The sequence below is a fragment of the Paraburkholderia lebeckiae genome (assembly GCF_050436325.1).
Classification (GTDB): Bacteria; Pseudomonadota; Gammaproteobacteria; order Burkholderiales; family Burkholderiaceae; genus Paraburkholderia; species Paraburkholderia tuberum.
Window position 1 is genome coordinate 3,530,923 of sequence record NZ_JBNDLZ010000003.1, and the last position, 21,685, is coordinate 3,552,607.

General features: G+C 67.8%; 20 protein-coding genes and 1 pseudogene. 18 read left to right on the forward strand and 3 right to left on the reverse strand.

The window, feature by feature from the left end:
* Positions 1-207 precede the first annotated feature (207 nt).
* From OKW44_RS34320 to OKW44_RS34400, 17 genes and pseudogenes are all read left to right on the forward strand, one after another.
* On the forward strand, positions 208-933 hold the full coding sequence (locus tag OKW44_RS34320) for a beta-ketoacyl synthase chain length factor (protein ID WP_018421436.1): 726 nt from the start codon (positions 208-210) through the stop codon (positions 931-933).
* Complete coding sequence (locus tag OKW44_RS34325; RefSeq protein ID WP_018421435.1) at positions 917-1,711, forward strand: lysophospholipid acyltransferase family protein; 795 nt, start codon at positions 917-919, stop codon at positions 1,709-1,711. The genes OKW44_RS34320 and OKW44_RS34325 overlap by 17 nt, the downstream gene beginning before the upstream one ends.
* The gene (locus OKW44_RS34330) at positions 1,686-1,985 is read left to right on the forward strand and encodes a phosphopantetheine-binding protein (RefSeq protein WP_018421434.1); all 300 of its coding nucleotides are present in this window, start codon (positions 1,686-1,688) and stop codon (positions 1,983-1,985) included. Before OKW44_RS34325 ends, OKW44_RS34330 begins: the two co-directional genes overlap by 26 nt.
* A gap of 2 nt (positions 1,986-1,987) precedes the next feature.
* The gene (locus OKW44_RS34335) at positions 1,988-2,239 is read left to right on the forward strand and encodes an acyl carrier protein (RefSeq protein ID WP_018421433.1); all 252 of its coding nucleotides are present in this window, start codon (positions 1,988-1,990) and stop codon (positions 2,237-2,239) included.
* Positions 2,239-2,910 (forward strand): COG4648 family protein, encoded by a 672-nt coding sequence (locus OKW44_RS34340; protein WP_018421432.1) that lies wholly within the window; start codon positions 2,239-2,241, stop codon positions 2,908-2,910. Before OKW44_RS34335 ends, OKW44_RS34340 begins: the two co-directional genes overlap by 1 nt.
* On the forward strand, positions 2,907-4,616 hold the full coding sequence (locus OKW44_RS34345; protein ID WP_026225980.1) for an ApeI family dehydratase: 1,710 nt from the start codon (positions 2,907-2,909) through the stop codon (positions 4,614-4,616). Before OKW44_RS34340 ends, OKW44_RS34345 begins: the two co-directional genes overlap by 4 nt.
* The gene (locus OKW44_RS34350; RefSeq protein WP_026225979.1) at positions 4,616-6,340 is read left to right on the forward strand and encodes a glycosyltransferase family 2 protein; all 1,725 of its coding nucleotides are present in this window, start codon (positions 4,616-4,618) and stop codon (positions 6,338-6,340) included. The genes OKW44_RS34345 and OKW44_RS34350 overlap by 1 nt, the downstream gene beginning before the upstream one ends.
* Entirely contained in the window at positions 6,327-7,952 is a 1,626-nt protein-coding gene (locus tag OKW44_RS34355; RefSeq protein ID WP_018421429.1) for an HAL/PAL/TAL family ammonia-lyase, read from the forward strand. The genes OKW44_RS34350 and OKW44_RS34355 overlap by 14 nt, the downstream gene beginning before the upstream one ends.
* On the forward strand, positions 7,949-8,389 hold the full coding sequence (locus tag OKW44_RS34360) for an acyl-CoA thioesterase (protein ID WP_018421428.1): 441 nt from the start codon (positions 7,949-7,951) through the stop codon (positions 8,387-8,389). The genes OKW44_RS34355 and OKW44_RS34360 overlap by 4 nt, the downstream gene beginning before the upstream one ends.
* A complete protein-coding gene (locus tag OKW44_RS34365) occupies positions 8,377-9,099 on the forward strand; it encodes an outer membrane lipoprotein carrier protein LolA (protein ID WP_018421427.1) in 723 nt (240 codons plus the stop codon). Before OKW44_RS34360 ends, OKW44_RS34365 begins: the two co-directional genes overlap by 13 nt.
* On the forward strand, positions 9,099-11,561 hold the full coding sequence (locus OKW44_RS34370; protein WP_018421426.1) for an MMPL family transporter: 2,463 nt from the start codon (positions 9,099-9,101) through the stop codon (positions 11,559-11,561). Before OKW44_RS34365 ends, OKW44_RS34370 begins: the two co-directional genes overlap by 1 nt.
* On the forward strand, positions 11,558-12,742 hold the full coding sequence (locus tag OKW44_RS34375; RefSeq protein ID WP_018421425.1) for a beta-ketoacyl-[acyl-carrier-protein] synthase family protein: 1,185 nt from the start codon (positions 11,558-11,560) through the stop codon (positions 12,740-12,742). Before OKW44_RS34370 ends, OKW44_RS34375 begins: the two co-directional genes overlap by 4 nt.
* A 5-nt stretch (positions 12,743-12,747) precedes the next feature.
* Entirely contained in the window at positions 12,748-13,239 is a 492-nt protein-coding gene (locus OKW44_RS34380; protein ID WP_018421424.1) for a hotdog family protein, read from the forward strand.
* Complete coding sequence (locus tag OKW44_RS34385; RefSeq protein WP_018421423.1) at positions 13,236-13,961, forward strand: 3-ketoacyl-ACP reductase FabG2; 726 nt, start codon at positions 13,236-13,238, stop codon at positions 13,959-13,961. Before OKW44_RS34380 ends, OKW44_RS34385 begins: the two co-directional genes overlap by 4 nt.
* Positions 13,961-15,188, forward strand: a pseudogene (locus OKW44_RS34390) (beta-ketoacyl-ACP synthase). The gene OKW44_RS34385 and the pseudogene OKW44_RS34390 overlap by 1 nt, the downstream one beginning before the upstream one ends.
* Positions 15,185-16,468, forward strand: coding sequence for a beta-ketoacyl-[acyl-carrier-protein] synthase family protein (locus OKW44_RS34395; protein WP_018421421.1), 1,284 nt, complete (start codon positions 15,185-15,187; stop codon positions 16,466-16,468). The pseudogene OKW44_RS34390 and the gene OKW44_RS34395 overlap by 4 nt, the downstream one beginning before the upstream one ends.
* Positions 16,469-16,504: 36 nt before the next feature.
* Entirely contained in the window at positions 16,505-16,927 is a 423-nt protein-coding gene (locus tag OKW44_RS34400; protein ID WP_018421420.1) for a hypothetical protein, read from the forward strand.
* A 7-nt stretch (positions 16,928-16,934) separates the two neighbouring features.
* Here OKW44_RS34400 and OKW44_RS34405 read toward each other — a convergent pair whose 3' ends face one another.
* Positions 16,935-17,669, reverse strand: coding sequence for a class I SAM-dependent methyltransferase (locus OKW44_RS34405; protein ID WP_026225978.1), 735 nt, complete (start codon positions 17,667-17,669; stop codon positions 16,935-16,937).
* Positions 17,670-17,826: 157 nt separating this feature from the next.
* Between OKW44_RS34405 and OKW44_RS34410 the strand changes: the two genes are divergently transcribed.
* Positions 17,827-19,053, forward strand: a complete 1,227-nt coding sequence (locus OKW44_RS34410; protein ID WP_018421418.1) for an NAD(P)/FAD-dependent oxidoreductase — start codon at positions 17,827-17,829, stop codon at positions 19,051-19,053.
* A gap of 46 nt (positions 19,054-19,099) precedes the next feature.
* Here OKW44_RS34410 and guaD read toward each other — a convergent pair whose 3' ends face one another.
* Positions 19,100-20,461, reverse strand: coding sequence for a guanine deaminase (gene guaD, locus OKW44_RS34415; RefSeq protein WP_018421417.1), 1,362 nt, complete (start codon positions 20,459-20,461; stop codon positions 19,100-19,102).
* Between the two features lie 165 nt (positions 20,462-20,626).
* Entirely contained in the window at positions 20,627-21,676 is a 1,050-nt protein-coding gene (locus tag OKW44_RS34420) for an adenosine deaminase (RefSeq protein ID WP_018421416.1), read from the reverse strand.
* Between the last annotated feature and the right edge of the window lie 9 nt (positions 21,677-21,685).

Below are 21,685 nucleotides of genomic sequence, written 5' to 3' on the forward strand. Positions count from 1 at the left end.
AAGGAGCCCGAGCCACAATCCGTGTGCAGGATTGTCAGCGGAGCCTAAATGATTGGGGCCGATTGCCGATAATCCTGTATTTCCCGCAAAGAAGACTGCTCGATCCCGGCTGAAAGTTTCCGGTCCGCGCGGCGCCGCTTGCTGTGACGGCTGCGTATTCCGTCAGGCGCCTGAGTCCTTTCCTCGTTTCTACGCGCGAACACCGATATGCCCGATCTGCACTGGACCATTCCGGTCGGTCGCTGGTCTAGCTGGCCGGCGGTCGCATCTGCCGCACCCGACATCGGCTTTATCGAGCCGATCGTGCGGCGGCGTCTCAGCACGCTGTCCAAGGTGGCGCTCAAGGTCGCGCACGACTGTGTGGCGCAGGAGCCAGCGCGCGTGGTGTTCGCCTCGCGGCATGGCGAACTGCGGCGCACCACCGACATCCTGCGCAGCATCAGCGCGGGCGAGCCGGTGTCGCCGACCGCGTTCAGCCTGTCGGTGTTGAACGCGATGACCGGCGTGTTCGGCATCGCGCGCGGCGACCGTTCGGCTGCGAGCGCGGTGTCGGCCGGTGCGCAAACGCTCGGCTATGCGCTGCTGGAAGCGTATGCGCAATATGCGACGCATGCCGATGCGCCGGTGTTGCTCGTGTATGCCGACGAACCGGCCGATCTCGCGTACGGCACGATCGAAGACGAAGTGCAGGGCGGCGCGATCGCGCTGTTGCTGGAGAAAGATGCGTCGGCCGGGCACATCGTCTGCTCGCTGAGCCGCGCTGACGAGGATGCGGGCGACCCCCGGGATGCGTCCCGGACCGCCTCGAGCGATGCCGCCAGCTTTCCGACCCAGAGCCAGGCGCTGCTGCACTGCCTCGAAACCGGCGAGCCCGCGCGCTGGCACGGCGCCGGCGCGGTATGGCATTGGAGGTGGGATGACCGGGCGGCTTGATTACGCATGGCGTCTATGCGCAACCGGCCTTGCCTTCGTCGGGTTCGGCGTGTGCGGCGTGCTGTTTTCGGTACTGGTGTTTCCGTTCGCGTGGCTCTGGCCGCATCGCGCGTCGCGGCAGCACGCGGTGAGCGCGGTGATCCACTGGTTTTTCCGCGCGCTCGTCGCGGTGCTGCGCGGTCTCGGCGTGATGGAACTCGAGGTGTCCGGTGCACAGGCGTTGCGCGCCGGGGAGCCGGCGATCGTCGTCGCGAATCACCCGACTTACCTCGACGTCATGGTCCTGCTGTCGCTGACGCCGCGCGCGTGCTGTGTCGTGAAGCACGCGCACTGGCGCAACCCGTGTTTTTGGGGCATCGTGCGAGCGGCCGAATACGTGAGCAACGCGGATGCGACCGCGCTGGTCGACGCGGGCGCGAAGCAGCTCGCGGCCGGCTATACGATGATCATTTTTCCCGAGGGCACGCGCAGCCCCGCGCCGAACCGGCTGCACGCGTTTTCGCGCGGCTTCGCGCATATGGCGCTGAAGGCCGGCGCGCCGATCGTGCCGGTGTTGATGGATTGCGATCCGCCCGCGTTCACGCGGCAGATGCGCTGGTACGACGTGCCGGCGCGCGCTTTCCGGATGCGCGTGAACGTGCTCGCGCCGCTCGGCATCGCCGAATTGGCCGCGCACGACACGAGCGCGGCCATCGCGGCGCGCAGCGTGACGAATGCCGTCGAAGCCCACATTACCCAGCACCTGTTCGATTATGGATTCTTTAAAACTGGAAATTAAAAAGCTTCTGATCGAAGCTCTCGATCTCGAAGACCTGAGCCCGGCCGATATCGACGACGATGCACCGTTGTTCGGTTCCGACGGCATCGGTCTCGACTCGATCGACGCGCTCGAGATCGGCATCGTGCTGCGCAAACAATACCAACTGACCATCGCGGCGAACGACGAACGCACGCGCGAGCACTTTCGCTCGATCAACACGCTCGCCGCGTTGGTCGAGAGTCAGCGCGAAGCGGCGCACGCTGCGAACGAAACCACAAGGAAGGGGGATTAACCGTGTCTGAGACTGAGATTCTTGAGCGCATCCGCGCGATCTTCAAGGAAAACTTCGCGATCGAGCCGGAGCGCGTGACACCCGACGCTCACCTGTTCGACGAGCTCGATCTCGACAGCATCGACGCGGTCGATCTCGCGATCAAGCTGCAGGAAATGACCGGCCGCCGCATCAAGCCGGAGGACTTCAAGTCCGTGCGCACGGTCGGCGACGTGATCGACGCGGTCGAATCGCTGCTCGCGGCGCAAGGCTGATGCCGCCCGCGCGCCCGCGCCCGCAGATGTCAAAGCCACGCCCCGCCGCAAGCGAATCCGGCACGCGCCTTCACTGGAGCAGGACCGCCGTGCAGGTGCTGCTGAGACTCGCTTACCCCGCGCTGATTTTGTGCGCATGGCACTGGGACGCGCCGCGTCTCGTCGGCTGCTTGCTGCTCGCGACTGTATGGCTGCAGCGCTGGGCCGGCGGCGGTCCGGTCGCGATGCCGCTGCGCCAGCTGTCCGCGCTCGACTGGGGCGTGGTGATGCTGCTGAGCTGCGCGTCGGTGGCGATCGTCGTCACCGATAGCGAGCTGCTGCTGCGCTTCTATCCGTCGTTCGTCAATCTCGGTTTGCTGATCGCGTTCGGCGCGACGCTCGTGCGCGGGCCGTCGATGATCGAAAAATTCGCGCGCCTCGGCAGCCCTGAACTGCCGCCGGGCGCGGTGCGCTATACGCGGCGCGTGACCCAGGTCTGGTGCGGCTTTTTCATGCTGAACGGGGTGTTTTCCGCCTATACGGCGCTCGATTGGAGCCGCGCGAGCTGGTCGCTGTACAACGGCGCCGTCGCGTACGGGCTGATCGGCGCGCTGCTTGCCGGCGAGTACGTGTGGCGGCGCCTCTTCATGCTGCCGCGCGCCGCGCGGGCGGGTTCGGAGGCGGCCTGGTGATCGCGTTGCACGATCTGTTGTCGGCCGACGCCGCGCTCGTCGCGGGTGATGCGCTTGCCGCACCGGTGTGCCGCGACGGCGCGGTGCTGCTCGATCGCGCGGCGTTTCGCGCGCGCGTCGCGGGCTTGGTCGAGCTCGTGCGCATGCACGACGCGCCACGCTGCGCGGTCTGTATCGACGATCCGTTCGAGTTCGCCTGCGCATTGTTCGCGCTGCTCGCGTGCGGCAAGGAGCCGGTGATCCCGGCCAATGCGACGCCGGGCTATCTCGCCGAGCTCGCGGGCGCGTACGACTTCATGCTGACGGATGCGGATCTGCCGCCGTTCGTCGCATCGGCGCATGCACATGCCGCCGCTAGCACCGCCTATTCGATCGACCCGCACGCGCCGCTCACGCTCTACACGTCCGGCAGCAGCGGCACGCCGAAGCCGATTCGCAAGACGCTCGCGCAATTCAACGCTGAAGTGCACACGCTGGAACTGCAGTGGGGTGGATTGCTCGGCAACGCGACGATGCTCGCGAGCGTGCCGCATCACCACATCTACGGCCTGCTGTTTCGCGTGTTGTGGCCGCTCGCGGCCGGCCGCGCGTTCGATCGCGCGATCGGCATGGAGCCGCAGCAGCTGCAGGCGCGCATCGCGCAATGCGGCGCGACGGCGATCGTGTCGACACCCGCGCAACTATCGCGCTGGCCCGCGTTGCCGGGCTTCGCCGCGCTGACGCCCGCGCCGCGCGCGTTCTTTTCGTCGGGTGGTCCGCTCGCGGCCGACGCCGCGCAGCCCTATGCGGCGAGCTTCGGCGCGGCGCCGCTCGAAATCTACGGCAGCACGGAAACCGGCGGGATCGCGTGGCGGCGCCAGGATCAGGGCGACGCGTGGCAGCCGGTCGCCGGCGCCGAGCTGCGCCGCGACGACGACGGCGCGCTGTGCGTGCGTTCACCGCATCTCGATCACGACGGCTGGCATCGCACGGGCGACCGCATCGCGTTCGATGCCGACGGGCGCTTCCGTTTGCAAGGGCGCCTCGACCGCGTGCTGAAGCTCGGCGGCAAGCGCGTATCGCTGCCGGAGCTCGAGGCGCGTCTCGCGCTGCATCCGTATGTCGCGCAAGCGGCGCTGGTGCCGCTCGAAGGCGCATCGCGCGAACGGGTCGGCGCAGTGGTCGCGCTGAGCGAAGCGGGCAGCGCGGCGTTGCGCGACGAAGGCCGCGTCGCGCTCGCGAAAACGCTGCGCCGGCATCTGGCCGACTACTTCGATGCGGTCGTGCTGCCGCGTCACTGGCGTTTTCGCATCAGTCTGCCGTTCGACGCGCGCGGCAAGCTGCCCGCCAGCGCGGTGGCCGCCGCGTTCGCGCCGCGCGCAGAGGGCATGGAAGTGCTCGCCGAAACGCGCGCCGGCGACACGCTGCACTACGTGCTGCGCGTGCCGCCGTCGCTCGTGCATTTCGCCGGCCACTTTCCGGGCCTGCCGATTCTGCCGGGCGTCGTGCAGGTCGACTGGGCGGCGCGAATCGCGGCCGGGCCTTGGCCGCGGGTGCGCGAGGTGACGTCGGTCGACCGCTTGAAGTTCATGGCGCCGGTGTCACCCGGTGCGGTGCTCGAGCTCACGCTCGCGTACGACCTCGAGCGCCGGCGCGTGCAGTTCGCGTACCGGCTCGACGGACGCGAATGCGCGTCGGGCGTGCTCGTGCATCGGGAGGACGCATGATGAAGTTCGCGCCCTGCATCGTCATTCCGATCTACAACCACAAGGACGCGATCGGCGCGACCGTCGCGCATCTCGCGGTGCACGGCCTGCCGATGTTCGTCGTCGACGACGGCAGCGACGAGCCGACCCAGCAGGTGCTTGCCCGGCTCGCGCGGCAGTACGCCGGGCAGATGACGCTGCTGCGTCTGCTCGAAAACGGCGGCAAGGGTGCGGCGGTGATGGCGGGCCTGCGCGCGGCGCGCGCCGCGGGCTACACGCACGCGCTGCAGATCGACGCCGACGGCCAGCACGACGCGGCCGACGTGCCGCGCTTCATCGACGCGGCGCGCACTGAACCCGCTGCGGTGATTCTCGGCCGTCCGATCTACGACGACAGCGTGCCGAAGGCACGTCTGTACGGCCGCTACTTGACCCACGTGTGGGTGTGGATCGAGACGCTGTCGCTGACGATCCGCGATTCCATGTGCGGCTTTCGTCTGTATCCGCTCGCGCTCGCGTGCGAGCTGATCGACAGCGTGCAGCTGCCGACGCGCATGGACTTCGACATCGAGATCCTCGTGCGTCTGTACTGGCGGCGCGCCGCGTTCCGCTCGATCGCGACGCGCGTCACCTATGCGTCCGACGGCGTGTCGCATTTCGACGTGCTGTGGGACAACGTGCGCATCAGCCGCAGCCATACGCGGCTCGTGTTCGGCATGCTGTCGCGCCTGCCGATGCTGCTCGCGCACAAGGTGATGCCGCGCCGCGGCGTGGTGGCCGACGACATCGATGAAGCCCAGCCCGAAGCATGGTGGCGTCTCGCCGAACGCGGCAGCCACCTCGGCATGAGCCTGCTCGCGCTCAGCTGCAAGCTGTTCGGGCGCCGCTTCACCGCGCTGTGGCTGCATCCGATCGTCGCGTATTTTCTGCTGACGGGCCGCGCCGCGCGCGCCGCGTCGGGCAACTACTTCACGCGTCTGAACGCGGTGGCGCCGTCGGTGGATACGCCGCGTCCGGGCTGGCTGTCCGCGTATCGCCATATGCTCGCGTTCGCGCAGTCGGGCTTCGACAAGCTCGCCGCGTGGAGCGGCCGCGTCAACGAAACCGATGTGACGTTCGACGATCCTTCGGCGTTCGAAGCACTGATCGCGAGCGGCAACGGTGCGCTCGTGATCGGCGCGCACCTCGGCAATCTGGAGATGATGCGCGCGCTCGCCGTGCGCGGTGAGCACGCGAAGGTCACGGCGGTCGTCTACACCGAGCACGCGCGCCGCTTCAATCGCGTGCTGGCGTCATCGAATCGCGACTTCGCGCGGCATCTGCTCGAGGTCGGCGACTTTGGTCCCGAGACGGCGGTGCTGATGCAACAACGTATCGATGCGGGCGAGCTGCTGGTGATCGTCGGCGATCGGGTGCCGGCGCGCGAAGCGGGACGCACCACCGACGCGCAATTTCTCGGCGCGAGCGCGCCGTTCGCGCAAGGGCCGTACGTGCTCGCGCATGCGCTCGGCTGTCCGGTCTACCTGTTTTTCTGCCTGAAGGAACGCGACGGCTATCGCATGTACTTCGAGCCGTTCGCCGAGCGCATCGAGCTGCCGCGCCGCGAACGCACGCAGCATCTGGCCGCGTGGGCGCAACGCTACGCGCTGCGCCTCGAACACTATTGTCGCAAGGCGCCTTATCAATGGTTCAACTTCTTCGATTTCTGGGCCAGCCCCAAGCGAGGCGCGAATGGCCGAACATGATCTGAACGATGTGCGGCCCGCATGCGGTGTGGCGAATGCCGACGTCGCTGCTCATGCCGATTGCACGCCGATCGTCGTCGGTGCACGCCGGCTGACGATCGAAGAGGTCGTCGCGATTGCGCGACGGCGGGCGTCTGTCGCGCTGAGTGACGATCCCGCATGGCGCGCGCGCATCGAGCGCGGCGCCGCGTTCCTGCGCCGCCAGTTGGCCGCCGGCGCGACCGTGTACGGCGTCAACACTGGGTACGGCGACGCCTGCGTGGTCGATGTGCCGATGGCGCTCGTCGAGGCGTTGCCGCTGCAACTGACGCGGTATCACGGCTGCGGCATGGGCGCCTATCTCGACGACGCGCAAACGCTCGCGGTGATCGCCGCGCGTCTCAATTCCCTCGCCTATGGCTTTTCGGGCGTGCGTACGGTGCTTCTCGAACGCCTCGCGGCCTTGATCAATCATCGTGTGTTGCCGCTGATTCCGTCCGAGGGTTCGGTCGGCGCGAGCGGCGATCTGACGCCGCTGTCGTATGTGGCGGCTGCGCTCGCGGGCGAGCGCGACGTGCAGTACGCCGGCGGGTTGTGCGCGGCGCGTGACGTGTGGACCGAGCTGGGTGTCGAGCCGCTGACGCTCGCGCCGAAGGAAGGCCTCGCGCTGATGAACGGCACGGCCGTGATGACCGGCCTCGCCTGTCTGGCGGTGGCGCGCGCTGAGCACCTGACGCGGCTTGCCGCGCGTTTGACCGCGCTGTCGACCGTCGCGCTCGACGGCCGCGCCGCGCACTTCGACGCGACGCTGTTCGAGGTGAAGCCGCACGCGGGCCAGGCCGAAGCGGCCGCATGGATCCGCGCCGATCTGGCCGGCCGCGCCGACACGCCCGGGCATCGCCTGCAGGACCGCTATTCGATTCGCTGCGCGCCGCACGTGATCGGCGTCGCGCGCGATGCGCTTGGCTGGGTGCGCCGCGACGTCGAAAACGAGCTGAACAGCGCGAACGATAATCCGCTCATCGATCCCGACAACGAACGCATTTTGCACGGCGGCAACTTCTATGGCGGCCATATCGCGTTCGCGATGGATGCGCTGAAAGTCGCCGTCGCGAATCTGGCGGATCTGATGGACCGGCAGCTCGCGTTGCTCGTCGATGTCAACTTCAACAACGGCTTGCCGCGCAATCTGTCGGGCGCAGCGCCCGAACGCGCCGCGATAAATCACGGCTTCAAGGCCGTGCAGATTTCGTCGTCCGCATGGACCGCCGAGGCGCTGAAGAACACGATGCCCGCGAGCGTGTTTTCGCGCTCGACCGAGTCGCACAATCAGGACAAGGTCAGCATGGGCACGATCGCCGCGCGCGATTGCCTGCGCGTGCTCGAATTGACGGAGCAGGTCGCCGCCGCGCACACGCTCGCGACGGTGCAGGCCGTGCATTTGCGCTTGCGCATCGACAGCGCGACACCGGTGCCCGCGCCGCTGCGCGCGTTTGTCGACGACGTCGGCGCGCGCTCGCCGTTCGTTGCCGAGGACCGCGCGCTCGAAGGCGAGTTGCGCGCGTTGACCGCGCGCATTGCCGGGTGCGAACTGCTGGACAGGGACGACTATCGCGAGGGAGCCAACGCATGAGCGACGCCGCGAAACTGAACCAGGTGCTGACTGCCAGCGCGACGCTCGAAGTGCCGTTTCACGACGTCGACGCGATGAACGTGTGCTGGCACGGCAATTATCTGAAGTACTTCGAGATGGGCCGCGCGGCGCTGCTGCGCGCGTTCGACTACGACTATCGCGAGATGCGGGCGTCCGGCTATCTGTGGCCGATCGTCGAGGCGCATCTGAAATACGTGCGGCCGGCCGTGTACGGACAGACGCTCGAAGTGCGCGCCCAACTGCTCGAATACGAAAACCGCCTGAAAATAGGCTATGAAATCGTCGATTGCGCGTCGGGCACGCGGCTCACGAAGGGCTATACGATCCAGGTCGCCGTCGATGCCGCCACCGAGGAATTGCAGTTCGTGTCGCCGCCGGTCGTATTCGACAAGCTGGAGCGTGTATGGGGACGATGAATCGCCGTGCGCTGACAGTCGTCGTGTCACGGCTCGCGGGGGTGATCGGCGTGATGGGGGCGCTCGCATTGCCAGCGGTGTCGGCCGCTGCGGCTACCGCAAGCAACCCAGCCCCGACCAACGAGTCCGCTAACCGTGCCGCCAGCAACGCCAACGCCGCGCTGGTCTCGCAGATCGCCGCGCATCTCGCGCAACCCAAGGGCGTGCGCGCGCGATTCACGCAGACGCAGACGCTCGCCGCGATGAAGCAACCGCTCGTCAGCAACGGCACGTTGCTGTTCTTCCGCGAGCGCGGCGTGATCTGGCAGATCGACACGCCCTACAAGGCCACTTACGTGATCACCGACGCTAACGTCGCGCAGCTCGACGCCAGCGGCCATCGCGTCAGCACCCATAGCGCGCAGGCCACGCGCGGCGTCGCGCAGGTGTCGAAGATGATGCGCGCGATGCTCGGCGGCGATCTGTCGGCGCTGTACTCGCAGTTCGACGTGAGTGCCGAAGGCAACGCCGCGCAATGGCGCATGCGACTCACGCCGAATCAACCGCAGCTCGCGCAGTCGATCAAGGGCCTCGACATGAGCGGCGGCGATTATCTGCAAAGCCTGCGCATCACGCTCGCGACCGGCGACGTGACGAAGCTCGAGTTCGCCAACAGCACGGCCGTCGCCGAGCCGACGCCGGACGAGCGCAGCCTGTTCGGAGCACCGTGATGGCGGTGCCGCAGCAGCGAGCCGCGAAACAAGCCGCGAAACAAGCCGCAAAGCGCGCATGGGGCGTGCGTGCCGCATGGCTCGCGCTCGCGCTGCTGGCGGCGCTCTATTGCGGTTGGCGCTTCGCGGGAGCGTCGCCGCTCGAAACCAATCTGCTCGCACTGCTGCCCGCAACCGAAGCGGACCCCGTCGCCGAAAAAGCGGTCGACACGCTCGCCGGCGCGCTCGGCGACCGCACCGTGCTGCTGGTCACGAGCCGCGACGATGCACACGCAAAAGCGGCCGCGAAGCAACTGGGCGCGTCGTTGCGAAAGAGCGGCGCATTCGCATCGGTGACGGCCGAGCTGCCGCCGTTCGACCTGTCACAGATCGCGGCACTGTATCTGCCGTACCGCTTCGGCCTGCTCGCGCCGGCCGATCGCAGCGCGCTCGCGAGCGCAAGCGCAACGACGCTGCACGACCTGCTCGCGCAACGCATCTATAGCCCGCTGCAAGGCGGCCTCAGCACCCAGCTCGCCGACGATCCGTTCGGCTGGCTCGAACGCTGGCTCGGCAATCTGCCGCTCGCGACGTCGAATCTCGAAGTCGAGGACGGCCTGCTCGTGGCGCACCGTCACGACGCGCAGGGCGACACGACCAGCGTGCTGATCGTCGCGACGCTGCCCGGCTCCGCCTACGAAACGAAGACGCAGCAGGCGGTGCGCGCGGTGCTCGCCGATGCGCAAAGCAGCTTGCGTCAGACGTTCCCCGACGTATCGCTGGCGCGCACCGGCGCCGTGTTCTATGCCGAGGCCGCGCGCAGCGCATCCGAACGCGAAGTGCACGTCATCGGTATCGCGTCGCTGTGCGGCATCGCGCTGCTGATGACGTGGGTGTTCCGCTCGCCGCGTCTATTGCTGCTTGGCTTCGTATCGACGGCGCTCGGCATCGTCTGCGCGCTCGCGGCGACGCTGCTGGTGTTCGGCAAGCTGCATCTGTTGACGCTCGTGTTCGGTGCGAGCCTGATCGGCGAGGCGGTCGACTATTCGATCCAGTATTTCGTCGTCTACCTCGGCGCGGGCCGCGACTGGGAGGCGCGGCGCGGCGCGCGCACGGTGCGGCCCGCGCTCAGCGTTGCGCTCGCGACGAGTCTGCTCGGCTACGCGATCCTGATCTGGGTGCCGTTCCCCGCGTTGAAGCAGATCGCGTGTTTCGCGATGGTGGGCATCACGACCGCGTTCCTGTCGGTGCTGTCGCTGCTGCCCGCGCTGCTCACGCGCGCACCGAAGCGCAGCCCGCAACGCGTGTTCGCGGGCGCGGCGCGGCTGCTCGCGCGCTGGCAGCAGGCGCTCGGCGGCAAACGCGCGTGGCTGGTCGCGGCGCTGCTGCTGATCGCGGCGGTGCCCGGCTGGCTGCGTCTGACGAGCGACGACGACGTTCATCTGCTGATCCAGCGCGACGCGTCGCTGGTCGCGCAGGAAGACACAGTGCGCGCAGCGGTCGGCGTCGATAACAGCGCGCAGTTTTTCGTCGTGCGCGGCGCGACGCAGGAAGCGGTGCTGCAACGCGCCGAAGCGCTCGGCGCGCAGCTCGATGCGCTGAATGGCACCGCGGATAGCGTCGGCGGCTATCAGTCGGTCGCGCAGTTCGTACCGTCCGCGCAGCGTCAGAACGACGATCGCGCGCTGCTCGCGCAGCACGCGTTCCACGACCCCGCCGCCTTGCGCGCGACGCTGCTGCAAGCCGGCTTCAAGGACGAAGTCGCCGATGCGTGGCTCGCCGCGTTCGCGAAGCCGGCAGCGCCGCTCACCGTCGAGCGCTGGCTCGCGGCGCCCTGGTCGCAGCCGTATCGGCATCTGTGGCTCGGCGCGGTGGGATCGAACCGGGCGAACCGAGCGCATGCGCCGGCAGGCTACGCCGCCGTCGTGATCCCGCAAGGCGTGACGCCGCGCAACGAGCCTGCGCTGATCGCGCTCGCGCACGGCTTACCCGGCATCGTGTTCGTCGACAAGGCCGCGAGCGTGTCGAAGCTGTTCGGCGCCTATCGCGTGGACACCGGCTGGTGGTTGGGCGGCGCGCTCGCGCTCGTGTGCGTGCTGCTGATGCTGCGCTACGGAGCCCGCGGCGGTATCGCGACGACTTTGCCCGTGCTGCTCGCGCTCGGCGTCGCGTTGGCGGTGTTCGGCTATGCGGGCGTGCCGCTCAATCTGTTCAACTGGCTCGCGCTGATGCTGGTGCTCGGCGTCGGCGCAAACTATGCGGTGTTTCTGCGCGAAGGCTGTTCGCGCGCGGATGCGAATCCCGGCGCGGTGTGGACTGGCGTGTTGCTGTCGGCGGCCACTGCGCTGTTGTCGTTCGGCATGCTCGGCATCAGCGCGATGCCCGCGCTCAGAAGCTTCGGCATGACGCTCGCGCTCGGCATCGCGGTCGCGGTGCTGCTTGCGCCTATCGGCATGCCATCGGAATCACGGAGGGCGGCATGAACGCGCCATCAGTTTATTTGCACGCGCTCGGCATGATCAACGCGCTCGGCGGCGATGTCGACGAGATCGTGCCGGCGCTCGCCGCCGCGCGCTCGCGCGGCATGGGCAACGTGCATACCGGCATCGGCGATGCGTTCGTCGGCAGTGTGCTTGCGCCGCTCGATCTCGCGCCGCGCGCCGATCTCGCGCGCTACGACTGCCGCAACAACCGGCTGCTGCTCGCGGCGCTCGCGCAGATCGCGCCCGCGATCGAAGCCGCGCGCGAGCGCTACGGCCCTGAGCGCATCGGCGTCGTGCTCGGCACCAGCACGTCAGGCATCGAGGCGGCCGAGAGCGCGTTCGTCTATCACGCGCAAGCCGGCGAATTGCCGGGCAGCTTCAACTACCGGCAGATGGAAATCGGCACCGCCGCGCCATTCGCGGCCGCCGCGCTCGACCTGCAGGGGCCGGCGTTCACGATTTCGACCGCCTGCACGTCGAGTGCCAAGGCGTTCGCGTCGGCGCGTCGGCTGCTGCAATTGCGGTTGTGCGATGCGGTTGTCGTCGGTGGCGTCGATTCGCTATGCGAGTTGACCGTGCAGGGCTTCGCGTCGCTCGAATCGACCAGCCGCGTGCGTACCAATCCGATGAGCCGCAACCGTTGCGGCATCAACGTCGGTGAGGGCGCGGCCGTGTTCCTGATGAGTCGCGATGAAGCGGCGGTGCGGCTCGCGGGTCTCGGCGAATCGAGCGACGCGCATCATATTTCGGCGCCGGACCCGCACGGCGTCGGCGGCGAAATCGCGTTGCGCGAGGCGCTGGCGGACGCGGGCATCGCGGCGTCGGCGGTGGGCTATGTGAATCTGCACGCGACCGCCACGCAGAAGAACGACGACATGGAAGCGCATCTGATGGCGCGCGTATTCCCCGACGGCGTCGCCGCGAGCGGCACCAAGCCGCTCACCGGCCACCAGCTCGGCGCGGCCGGGGCGACCGAAGTGGGCTTCGCGTGGCTCACGCTCGCGCGCGAGAACGCGACGTTGCCGCCGCATCTGTGGGACGGCGAGGCCGATCCCGCGCTGCCCGCGCTCGACCTCGTCGACGGCACGCGCTATTTGCCGCGCGGCACGGCCACGCAGTACGCAATGAGCAACTCGTTCGCATTCGGCGGCAGCAATGTCAGCCTGATTCTGGCCCGGTAACACGCATGACGACTTCTCTGCTGACCGACGCGGAACTCGCGCGGCAACCGATCGAGGCGATGATCCCGCATCGCGGCAGCATGCTGCTGCTCGATGCGATCGACAGCTTCGCCGACACCACGTTGAGCGCCTTCGCCAACGTCGACCCGCATGCATGGTATGCGGACGCCGCCGGCGCGATGCCCGCATGGATCGGCATCGAGGTGATGGCGCAAGCGATTGCCGCCCACGTCGCGCTCATCGCGATGCGCGCCGGCGGCCAGGCCCGTGCCGGCGTGCTGCTCGGCTCGCGCAGCTATCGGGCGCTGCAACCGGCGTTCCGAAGCGGCGCGCGTTTGCGCGTTCAGGTGAGCGAACTGCTTCGCAGCGAAGCAGGCCACGGCGCCTACGAATGCACGCTCGACGACGACGGCGGCGTGCGCTGCGCAGAAGCCGTGATCAAGGTGTTTCAACCGCCCGATTTTCAGTCATTCATCGAAGGGAGTGTCAGTTCATGAACCGGCGAGTTCTCGTTACCGGCGCAAGCCGCGGCATCGGCCGCGCGATTGCGTACAAGTTGGCCGCCGACGGCTTCGCCGTGACCGTGCATTGCCGCACGGGACGCAGCGAAGCCGACGCGGTCGCGACGGGCATCGCCGCGCACGGCGGCATGGCGCGGGTGCTGCAATTCGACGTGCGCGAGCGCGCCGCGTGCCGCGAGGCGCTCGAAGCGGACGTGGCCGCGCACGGTCCCTACTACGGCATCGTGTGCAGCGCGGGCGTCACGCGCGACGCCGCGTTCCCGGCACTCACCGAAGAAGACTGGGACGTCGTGATCGAAACCGGCCTCGACGCGTTCTACAACGTCGTACATCCGCTGACCATGCCGATGGTGCGCGCGCGCCAGGGCGGACGCATCGTGACGATCGCGTCGGTGTCGGGGGTGATGGGCAATCGCGGCCAGGTCAACTACAGCGCGGCGAAGGCCGGACTCATCGGCGCGAGCAAGGCACTCGCGGTCGAGCTCGCGTCGCGCAATATCACCGTCAATTGCGTCGCGCCGGGGCTGATCGAGACGGGCCTGCTCGAACAGATGACGCTCGATCACGCGCTGAAGACCGTGCCGATGAACCGCGTCGGCCAGCCGGCCGAGGTCGCGTCGGTCGTGAGCTTTCTGATGTCGGATGGCGCGTCGTACCTGACGCGCCAGGTGATCGGCGTGAACGGCGGGATGATCTGATGAAGCGCGTCGTCATTACCGGCATGGGCGGCGTGACCGCGTTCGGCGATAGCTGGGACCGCGGTCGAAACCGGCCTGAAACGCGGCGAGAACGCGGTGCGGCGCATGCCCGAATGGGACTACTTCGCGTCACTGCATACGCGGCTCGCGTGTCCGCTGCCCGAGTTCACGACCCCCGCCCATTACCCGCGCAAGAAGGTGCGCTCGATGGGCCCGGTATCGCTGTACTCGGTGCGCGCGAGCGAACTCGCGCTCGCCGACGCGGGCCTTGCCGACGACACCCGCATCGCCGACGGCCGCATGGGCGTCGCGTACGGGTCGTCGTCGGGTTCCGTGCAGCCGATCCGCGCGTTCGGCACGATGCTCGAAACCGGCTCGATGAGCAACGTCACGTCGAACAGCTACGTGCAGATGATGCCGCACACGACGGCCGTCAACGTGAGCCTGTTCTGGGATCTGAAAGGCCGCATCATCCCGACCTCGTGCGCATGCGCGTCGGGCAGCCAGGCGATCGGCTACGCGTACGAGGCGATCCAGTCCGGCAAGCAGACGCTGATGCTGGCAGGCGGCGCGGAAGAGTTATCCGGCCCGGCGGTGGCCGTGTTCGACACGCTGTACGCGACCAGCACGCGCAACGGCGAGCCGCATCTGACGCCGCGTCCGTTCGATGCCGCGCGCGACGGCCTGGTGGTCGGCGAGGGCGCGGCGACGCTGGTGCTCGAAGAATACGAGCACGCGCTGGCGCGCGGCGCACGGATTCACGCGGAGGTCGTCGGCTTCGGCTGCAACTCGGACGGCGCGCACATGACGCAACCGACCGCCGACACGATGGCGCTCGCGATGCAACTCGCGCTGCGCGACGCGCAATTGCCGCCCGAGGCGATTGCCTATGTGAACGCGCACGGCACCTCGACCGATCGCGGCGACATGGCCGAAAGCCACGCGACCGCGCAGACCTTCGGTGCGCGCATGCCGATCAGCTCGCTGAAAAGCTATATCGGTCACACGCTCGGCGCGTGCGGCGCGATCGAGGCGTGGTGGACGATCGAGATGATGAAGCGCAACTGGTACGCGCCGACGCTGAATCTCGAGAACGTCGATCCGGCCTGCGCGCCGCTCGACTACATCGTCGGCGGTGCGCGCGAGATCGACGCCGAGTACGTGATCAGCAACAACTTCGCGTTCGGCGGCATCAACACGTCGCTGATTTTCCGGCGCGTTCGATGAGCGTCAGCCTGCAACGCGTAGTCGTGACCGGTATGGGCATCGTGTCGTGCCTCGGCAATACGCTCGACGATGTCTCGACTGCCTTGCGTGCTGGGCGCTCGCGCGTCGAGCGGATCGATGCGTGGCGCGAGCGCGGGTTTGCGTCGCAGGTGGCCGGCGTCGCGTCGGTCGCGCGCGAGGCGCCATTCGAGCGCAAGCTCGAACGCTTCATGGGCGACACCGCGCGCTTCGCGTGCCACGCGGCGCAACGTGCGATCGACGATGCCGGGCTCGCCGTCGCGGCCTTGCAGTCGCCGCGCGCGGGCGTCGTGATCGGCTCGGGCGTCGGCGCGATGGCGAGCTACGACGCGGCGCTCGCGATCGCGCAAACGCGCGGCGTCGACAAGGTGCCGCCGTACACGGTGCCGCATGCGATGAGCAGCACCGCGTCGGCGAACGTCGCGCAGACATTCGGGCTCGAAGGCGTCAGCTATTCGCCATCGTCGGCATGCACGACATCGGCGCTCGCGATCGGTCAGGCGATGCAACTGATCCAGACCGGGCGGCAGCAGATCGTGCTCGCGGGCGGCAGCGAAGCGCTGCACGACAACATGACGCTGATGTTCGACGCGATGGGCGCGCTGTCGCGCCGCTTCAATGACACGCCTGACCGCGCATCGCGGCCGTACGACACGCAGCGCGACGGTTTCGTGATTGCGTCGGGCGGTGGCGTGCTGGTGCTCGAAGCGCTCGATCATGCGCTCGCGCGCGGCGCGCGCATCTACGCGGAGCTGACGGGCTTCGGCGATTGCACGGATCGCGCGGGCATGGTCGCGCCTCGCGCGGCCGGCATCGCGCGCGCGATGCGCGGTGCGCTCGGACCGGCGGGCCGCCGTCCCGACTACGTGAACACGCATGCGCCGTCGACACCGCTCGGCGATCTCGAAGAACTGCACGCGTTGCGCGACGTGTTCGGCGCATCGGGCCAAGGGGTGCCGGCGTTTTCGTCGACCAAGGGCATGACCGGGCATTCGCTTGGCGCGTGCGGCGCGCACGAAGCGATCTATACGCTGTTGATGATGCGCGACGGTTTTATCGCGGGGACGGCCGAGGTCGACGCGCCGGAGCCGCAAGTGCGCGACATGCCGCTCGCGCGCACCGCGCGCGACGCAAGCATCGACACGGCGATGTCGATTTCATTCGGGTTCGGCGGCAGTTGCGCGAGCCTGATGTTCGAAGCGTGGCGAGCGTTCGAGTCAGCTGCACCGACTCGCCACGATCACTGGCCGCGCAACGCGTGAGCGGCCGCAAGTGCGTAGACAGGGAAGAGGATAAGAATGAAAAAGTTTTCTTTGGTGGGTGCGATGTTGGTGGTGGCATTGACGCAGGCCGGCTGCGGCACGGAAGTGAAATCGTTGCCGTTCACGGCGTCGGGTGGCGAATCGCGCGGCGAGGTGCCGGTGTACTTCGGCGATCAACCTCACCAGCCGGTGAAGACGCGGCTCGGCGAAGTGTCGTACTCGGTGCGCATTGCGCGCAAGATGTCCGAGCCGAACGAAGCGTGCCACCTGGCGCTCGCCGAAGCGGTCGGCAAGCTGCGCGCCGCGGCGCGCGAGCGTCACGCGAATGCGGTGATCGACGTGTCGACGCGCTTTCATAGCACCGAAACCGACTCGTCGAGCGACTTCACCTGCGGCGTGAGCCCGAGCGCGGCCGCGATCGCGGTGCGCGGCCAACTGGTGGTGCTGGACGCGGGCTGACTTTGAGTCAGGCTTCGCCAGTTTTCACGGCCGCGACATTGACCAGCGTCTCGCGACGCTTGCCGGGTTGCGGCCGGTACAAACCGAGTCGTTCGAGCAGACCGAAGTCTGTCGCGCGGCTCCACCACAGGTACGGCAGCGAAACATGGCGAGAGCCGAAGCTGAAGCCGCCGCGGCGGATCATGTCGAGATAGCCGTCGGCGCTCTTTTGCACCTGCATTGGATGACGAAACAACAGCCGGATCACCCACGACTTGATGTACGCATCGGTCGATTCCGCGAACAGCAGCACGCCCCCGGGTTTGAGCACGCGGTGGAACTCGGCGAGCGCGCGCTCCTGCTCGACGAGGTGATGGAAGGTCTGATGGCAGAACACGATGTCGGCGCTCGCATCGGGCAGCGGCAGTTGCGCGCAGTCGCCATGCAGCAGTTCGATGTCGGCGAGCGTCTCGCGGCAGGCGTGCGCGGCCCGCGCGGCGAGCGTCAGCGACGGTGCATGAAAATCGATGCCGACGATGCGGCGCGGTCGGAACGCCTCAGCGAGCAGGCGAAACGAAATGCCTTGCCCGCAGCCCGCATCGACGATGACCGGCGCGTCGGGCAATGGCGCATCGATCAGGCGCTTCAGATCGTTGATCGCGACCCGCAACACGTGGTGCTCCCACGTGTGCGTGCGCAGGAACCAGATGCCAAAGGCCGTCTCCGGCACAAAGGGCACACTGGACAGTTCGGATGACGGCACGATGCACTCCCCGGCGAAACGTCGTTGTTGCTGTGGAGGGAGGATTGTATCGACAAGACGCTGCATTGCGCGACGTTGCGCGGTGCGCGAACCCCCCGCATGCGTTGCAGCAACGCGTGCAAACCGTTGGAGCAGTGAATTGAATAGCGATACTTCAATGCGGACCGTGGTCGATGTCGCGATCATCGGTGCCGGTCCGGCCGGCTCGGTGGCTGCCGCGCTGTTGCGTCAAGCAGGCCGCTCGGTGCTGGTGCTGGAGCGTCAGCACTTTCCGCGCTTCTCGATCGGCGAGAGCCTGTTGCCGCAAAGCATGGCGTACCTCGAAGAGGCCGGCATGTTGCAGGCCGTCGTCGAGGCGGGCTTCCAGTACAAGAACGGCGCGCATTTCGTGTATCGCGACCAGAGCTCGTCGTTCGACTTTCGCGATAAGTATTCGCCGGGCTGGGGCACCACGTATCAGGTCGAGCGCGCGCTGTTCGACGACGTGCTGATTCGCTGCGCGGCCGCGCAGGGCGCCGACGTGCGTTTCGGCCACACGGTGAGCGCGGTGTGCACCGATACGGCGCCGCTGCTCGACGTCTCCGATGAAGCGGGGCACGCGTATCAGGTCGAAGCGCGTTTCGTGCTCGATGCGAGCGGTTTCGGGCGCGTGCTGCCGCGCCTGCTGCAGCTGGAGACGCCGACGCGGATGCCGACGCGCGCCGCGCTCTTCACGCATGTGCGCGATGGTCTGGCTCCCGACGACATCGATCGCAACAAGATTTGCATCGCCACGCATCCCGAGCGTCGCGACGTATGGTTCTGGATGATTCCGCTCGCGGGTGGCCGTGCTTCGGTGGGGTGTGTCGCCGAGGCGAGCTTTCTCGATGTGCCGCGAGCGCAGCGCGAGGCGACGCTGCGCGCGCTGATCCAGCAGGAGCCGACGCTGAACCTGCTGATCGGCCAGGCGCCGTTCCTGATGCCGGTGCGGCAGATCGGCGGTTATGCGGCGAACGTCGCGAGCCTGCATGGGCCGGGCTATGCGTTGCTCGGCAACGCGGGCGAGTTTCTCGACCCGGTGTTTTCGTCGGGCGTGACGATCGCGCTGCGCTCCGCGCATCTGGCGGCGCGCACGCTGAACCGGCAGCTCGACGGCAGCACGGTCGACTGGTCAGCCGATTACGACGTGCCGTTGCGCAAGGGCATCGATACGTTCCGCGCGTTCGTCGAGCGTTGGTACACGGGCGAGCTGCAGGACATCATCTACTACCCGGAGCAGACACCGACGATTCGTCGCATGATCTGCGCGGTGCTCGCCGGTTATGCGTGGGACGAGTCGAATCCGTATGTCGCGGACCCGGTGCGGCGGCTCAACGCGTTGCACGAGGTGTGCAAGCCGGGCTGAGGCGCCGCCGGGTTCGCATCGGCGTGAAGCCAGCCTCCAGCCAACCTCAGGCCGCGACGACGCGCCCCGGCACGCGCTGGCGCGCGTCGTCGCGGCGATGCACGCACTTGCCGGCCGCATACGTTTCATACACGGCGCGATCGTCACCGAGCAGCGCGAATGCGAATAGCAGCTCCTCGAGCGATTCGCGCCGTGCGGTGCGGCGCGCGAGCAGCGGCGTCGCCCGCGGATCGAGCACGACGAAGTCCGCTTCCGAGCCGTCCCTCAGCGTGCCGATCTTGTCGCCGAGATCGAGCGCTTCGGCCGCGCCGGCGGTCGCGAGATAGAACATGCGCGTCGCCGTCAGATGATGGCCGCCGAGGCGCGCAACCTTGTGCGCTTCGTTCATCGTCTGCAGCATCGAGAACGACGTGCCGCCGCCGACGTCGGTCGCGAGCGCGATCGGCATGCCGGCCGAGTCGGCCTTGTCGAAGTCGAACAGGCCGCTGCCGAGGAACAGGTTCGACGTCGGACAGTGCGACGCGAGCGCGCCGGTTTGCGCCATGCGCTTGCGGTCCTCGTCGTCGAGGTAGATGCAATGGCCGTATACCGCGCGACGGCGCAAGAGCCCGTAGCGATCGTAGATGTCGAGATAGCTGCGGTGGCCGGGGAATAGCTCGGCGACCCATTTCACCTCGTCGGTGTTCTCCGCGACGTGGCTCTGAATGAACACGTCCGGATGCAGTTGCGCGAGCGCGCCGCACGCTTCGAGCTGCGCCTCGGTCGAGGTCGGCGCGAAGCGCGGCGTCAGCGCGTACATCTGGCGGCCGCGACCGTGCCAGCGGCCGATCAGCTCGGCGCTGTCGTCGTAGCCCGATTGCGCGGTGTCGCGCAGGAACGCGGGGCAGTGGCGGTCCATCAGCACCTTGCCCGCGACCATGCGCAGATTGCGCGCTTCGCTCTCGGCGAAGAGGGCGTCGGCGGATTCCTTGTGCACCGTGCAGTACACGAGCGCGGTCGTCGTGCCGCAGGCGAGCAGTTCGTCGAGGAAAAAGCTCGCCGTGTCGCGGGCGTGCGCGATGTCGGCGAAGCGGCGCTCGGTTGGGAACGTGTACGTGTCGAGCCACGGCAGCAGACCCGGCGCCGGCGACGCGATCATGTCGGTCTGCGGATAGTGGATGTGGGTATCGATGAAGCCCGGCACGATCAGCTTGTCGCGCCGCTCCACGACCTGCGTGCCGGGCGCGAGCCGCGACGCGAGCGCCGCATACGCGTCCGCCGCGACGACGCGGCCGTCTTCCACAATCAGGAGACCGTCCTCGTGGAACACCGCGGCGTTCGGCGCGTGCGCCGGATCGCCGTTGAAGGTCAGCAGAGGGGCGCGGAATGCCGCTTGCGCCGCTTGCGCGGTATGAGCCGATTCAGTCATGGAAAAGCTGTCTCCGAATGTTGAAAGCTGGGCGGCGCAGGCAGCGGCAGCGGCTTCCCGGTTCGGGTCGTCGCCGTTTGCCCGAACGAAGCGAAGCCGCCGGCCGCCGACCTCGGTCGAGGCCCGTCAGTTGAAATCCGTCGGCGCGCGGCTCAGTGCCGCCACTCAGTGCCGCCAATGCGCGTCGAGCTTGCCGATCAGCATGGCGCGTTCCTCGGGCGTCACGAACGACGCCTCGAAGCCGTTGCGGATGATCGTGTAGACCTCGGCGTCGTCGAGCTTCAGCGCGTCGATCGTCGCCAGATAGTTCGCGTTCACGTAGCCGCCGAAATAGGCCGGATCGTCGGAATTGACGGTCACCGCGACGCCGCGATCGAGCAGGTCTTTCAGCGTGTGTTTGGTCAGGTCGTCGAACACGCACAGCTTCAGGTTCGACAGCGGGCACACGGTCAGCGCGACGCGCGTATCGGCGAGACGCGTGACGAGCGCCGGGTCCTCGATGCTGCGCACGCCGTGATCGACGCGGTCGACCTTCAGCACGTCGAGCGCTTCGTAGATGTAGGACGGCGGGCCTTCCTCGCCCGCGTGCGCGACGAGCTTCAGACCGAGCGCGCGCGCCTTCGCGAACACGCGCTCGAACTTCGACGGCGGATGGCCGCGTTCCGACGAATCGAGCCCCACGCCGATCAGCCGATGCTCGTACTGCTCGAACAGCGGGAGCGCTTCGTCGAAGGTGGCGAGCGCATCATCCTCGGACAGATGGCGCAGGAAACACAGGATCAGCTTGCTCGACATGCCGCGCTTCTCCGCGTCGGCGAGCGCGCGTTCGATGCCGGCCACGACGGTCGCGATCCGCACGCCGCGCTCGGTATGCGTCTGCGGGTCGAAGAAGATTTCGCTATGCACGACGTTGTCGGCGAGACAGCGCTCGACGTAGGCCATCGTCATGTCGTAGAAGTCCTGCTCGTGCAGCAGCACGCTCGCGCCCGCGTAGTAGATGTCGAGGAACGATTGCAGGTCGGTGAACGCATAGGCGGCGCGCAAGGCTTCCACCGAGTCGTAGGCGAGCTTCACGCCGTTGCGTTGCGCGAGCGCGAAAATCAGCTCCGGTTCGAGCGAGCCTTCGATGTGGATATGCAGCTCGGCCTTCGGTGCGCGCGCGGTTTTGTCGGCGAGCGTAACGGGGGAAACGGGGGTAGCGGTTGTCGGGTTCATCGTGGTTTG

Bases quoted from the DNA above. Each gene is read 5' to 3' on its own strand.
- OKW44_RS34350 (WP_026225979.1), top strand. From the start codon at position 4,616: ATGAAGTTCGCGCCCTGCATCGTCATTCCGATCTACAACCACAAGGAC.
- OKW44_RS34365 (WP_018421427.1), top strand. From the start codon at position 8,377: ATGGGGACGATGAATCGCCGTGCGCTGACAGTCGTCGTGTCACGGCTC.
- OKW44_RS34375 (WP_018421425.1), top strand. From the start codon at position 11,558: ATGAACGCGCCATCAGTTTATTTGCACGCGCTCGGCATGATCAACGCG.
- OKW44_RS34360 (WP_018421428.1), top strand. From the start codon at position 7,949: ATGAGCGACGCCGCGAAACTGAACCAGGTGCTGACTGCCAGCGCGACG.
- OKW44_RS34340 (WP_018421432.1), top strand. From the start codon at position 2,239: ATGCCGCCCGCGCGCCCGCGCCCGCAGATGTCAAAGCCACGCCCCGCC.
- OKW44_RS34380 (WP_018421424.1), top strand. From the start codon at position 12,748: ATGACGACTTCTCTGCTGACCGACGCGGAACTCGCGCGGCAACCGATC.
- OKW44_RS34325 (WP_018421435.1), top strand. From the start codon at position 917: ATGACCGGGCGGCTTGATTACGCATGGCGTCTATGCGCAACCGGCCTT.
- OKW44_RS34420 (WP_018421416.1), bottom strand. From the start codon at position 21,676: ATGAACCCGACAACCGCTACCCCCGTTTCCCCCGTTACGCTCGCCGAC.
- OKW44_RS34385 (WP_018421423.1), top strand. From the start codon at position 13,236: ATGAACCGGCGAGTTCTCGTTACCGGCGCAAGCCGCGGCATCGGCCGC.
- OKW44_RS34410 (WP_018421418.1), top strand. From the start codon at position 17,827: ATGCGGACCGTGGTCGATGTCGCGATCATCGGTGCCGGTCCGGCCGGC.
- guaD (WP_018421417.1), bottom strand. From the start codon at position 20,461: ATGACTGAATCGGCTCATACCGCGCAAGCGGCGCAAGCGGCATTCCGC.
- OKW44_RS34320 (WP_018421436.1), top strand. From the start codon at position 208: ATGCCCGATCTGCACTGGACCATTCCGGTCGGTCGCTGGTCTAGCTGG.
- OKW44_RS34400 (WP_018421420.1), top strand. From the start codon at position 16,505: ATGAAAAAGTTTTCTTTGGTGGGTGCGATGTTGGTGGTGGCATTGACG.
- OKW44_RS34330 (WP_018421434.1), top strand. From the start codon at position 1,686: ATGGATTCTTTAAAACTGGAAATTAAAAAGCTTCTGATCGAAGCTCTC.
- OKW44_RS34355 (WP_018421429.1), top strand. From the start codon at position 6,327: ATGGCCGAACATGATCTGAACGATGTGCGGCCCGCATGCGGTGTGGCG.
- OKW44_RS34395 (WP_018421421.1), top strand. From the start codon at position 15,185: ATGAGCGTCAGCCTGCAACGCGTAGTCGTGACCGGTATGGGCATCGTG.
- OKW44_RS34370 (WP_018421426.1), top strand. From the start codon at position 9,099: ATGGCGGTGCCGCAGCAGCGAGCCGCGAAACAAGCCGCGAAACAAGCC.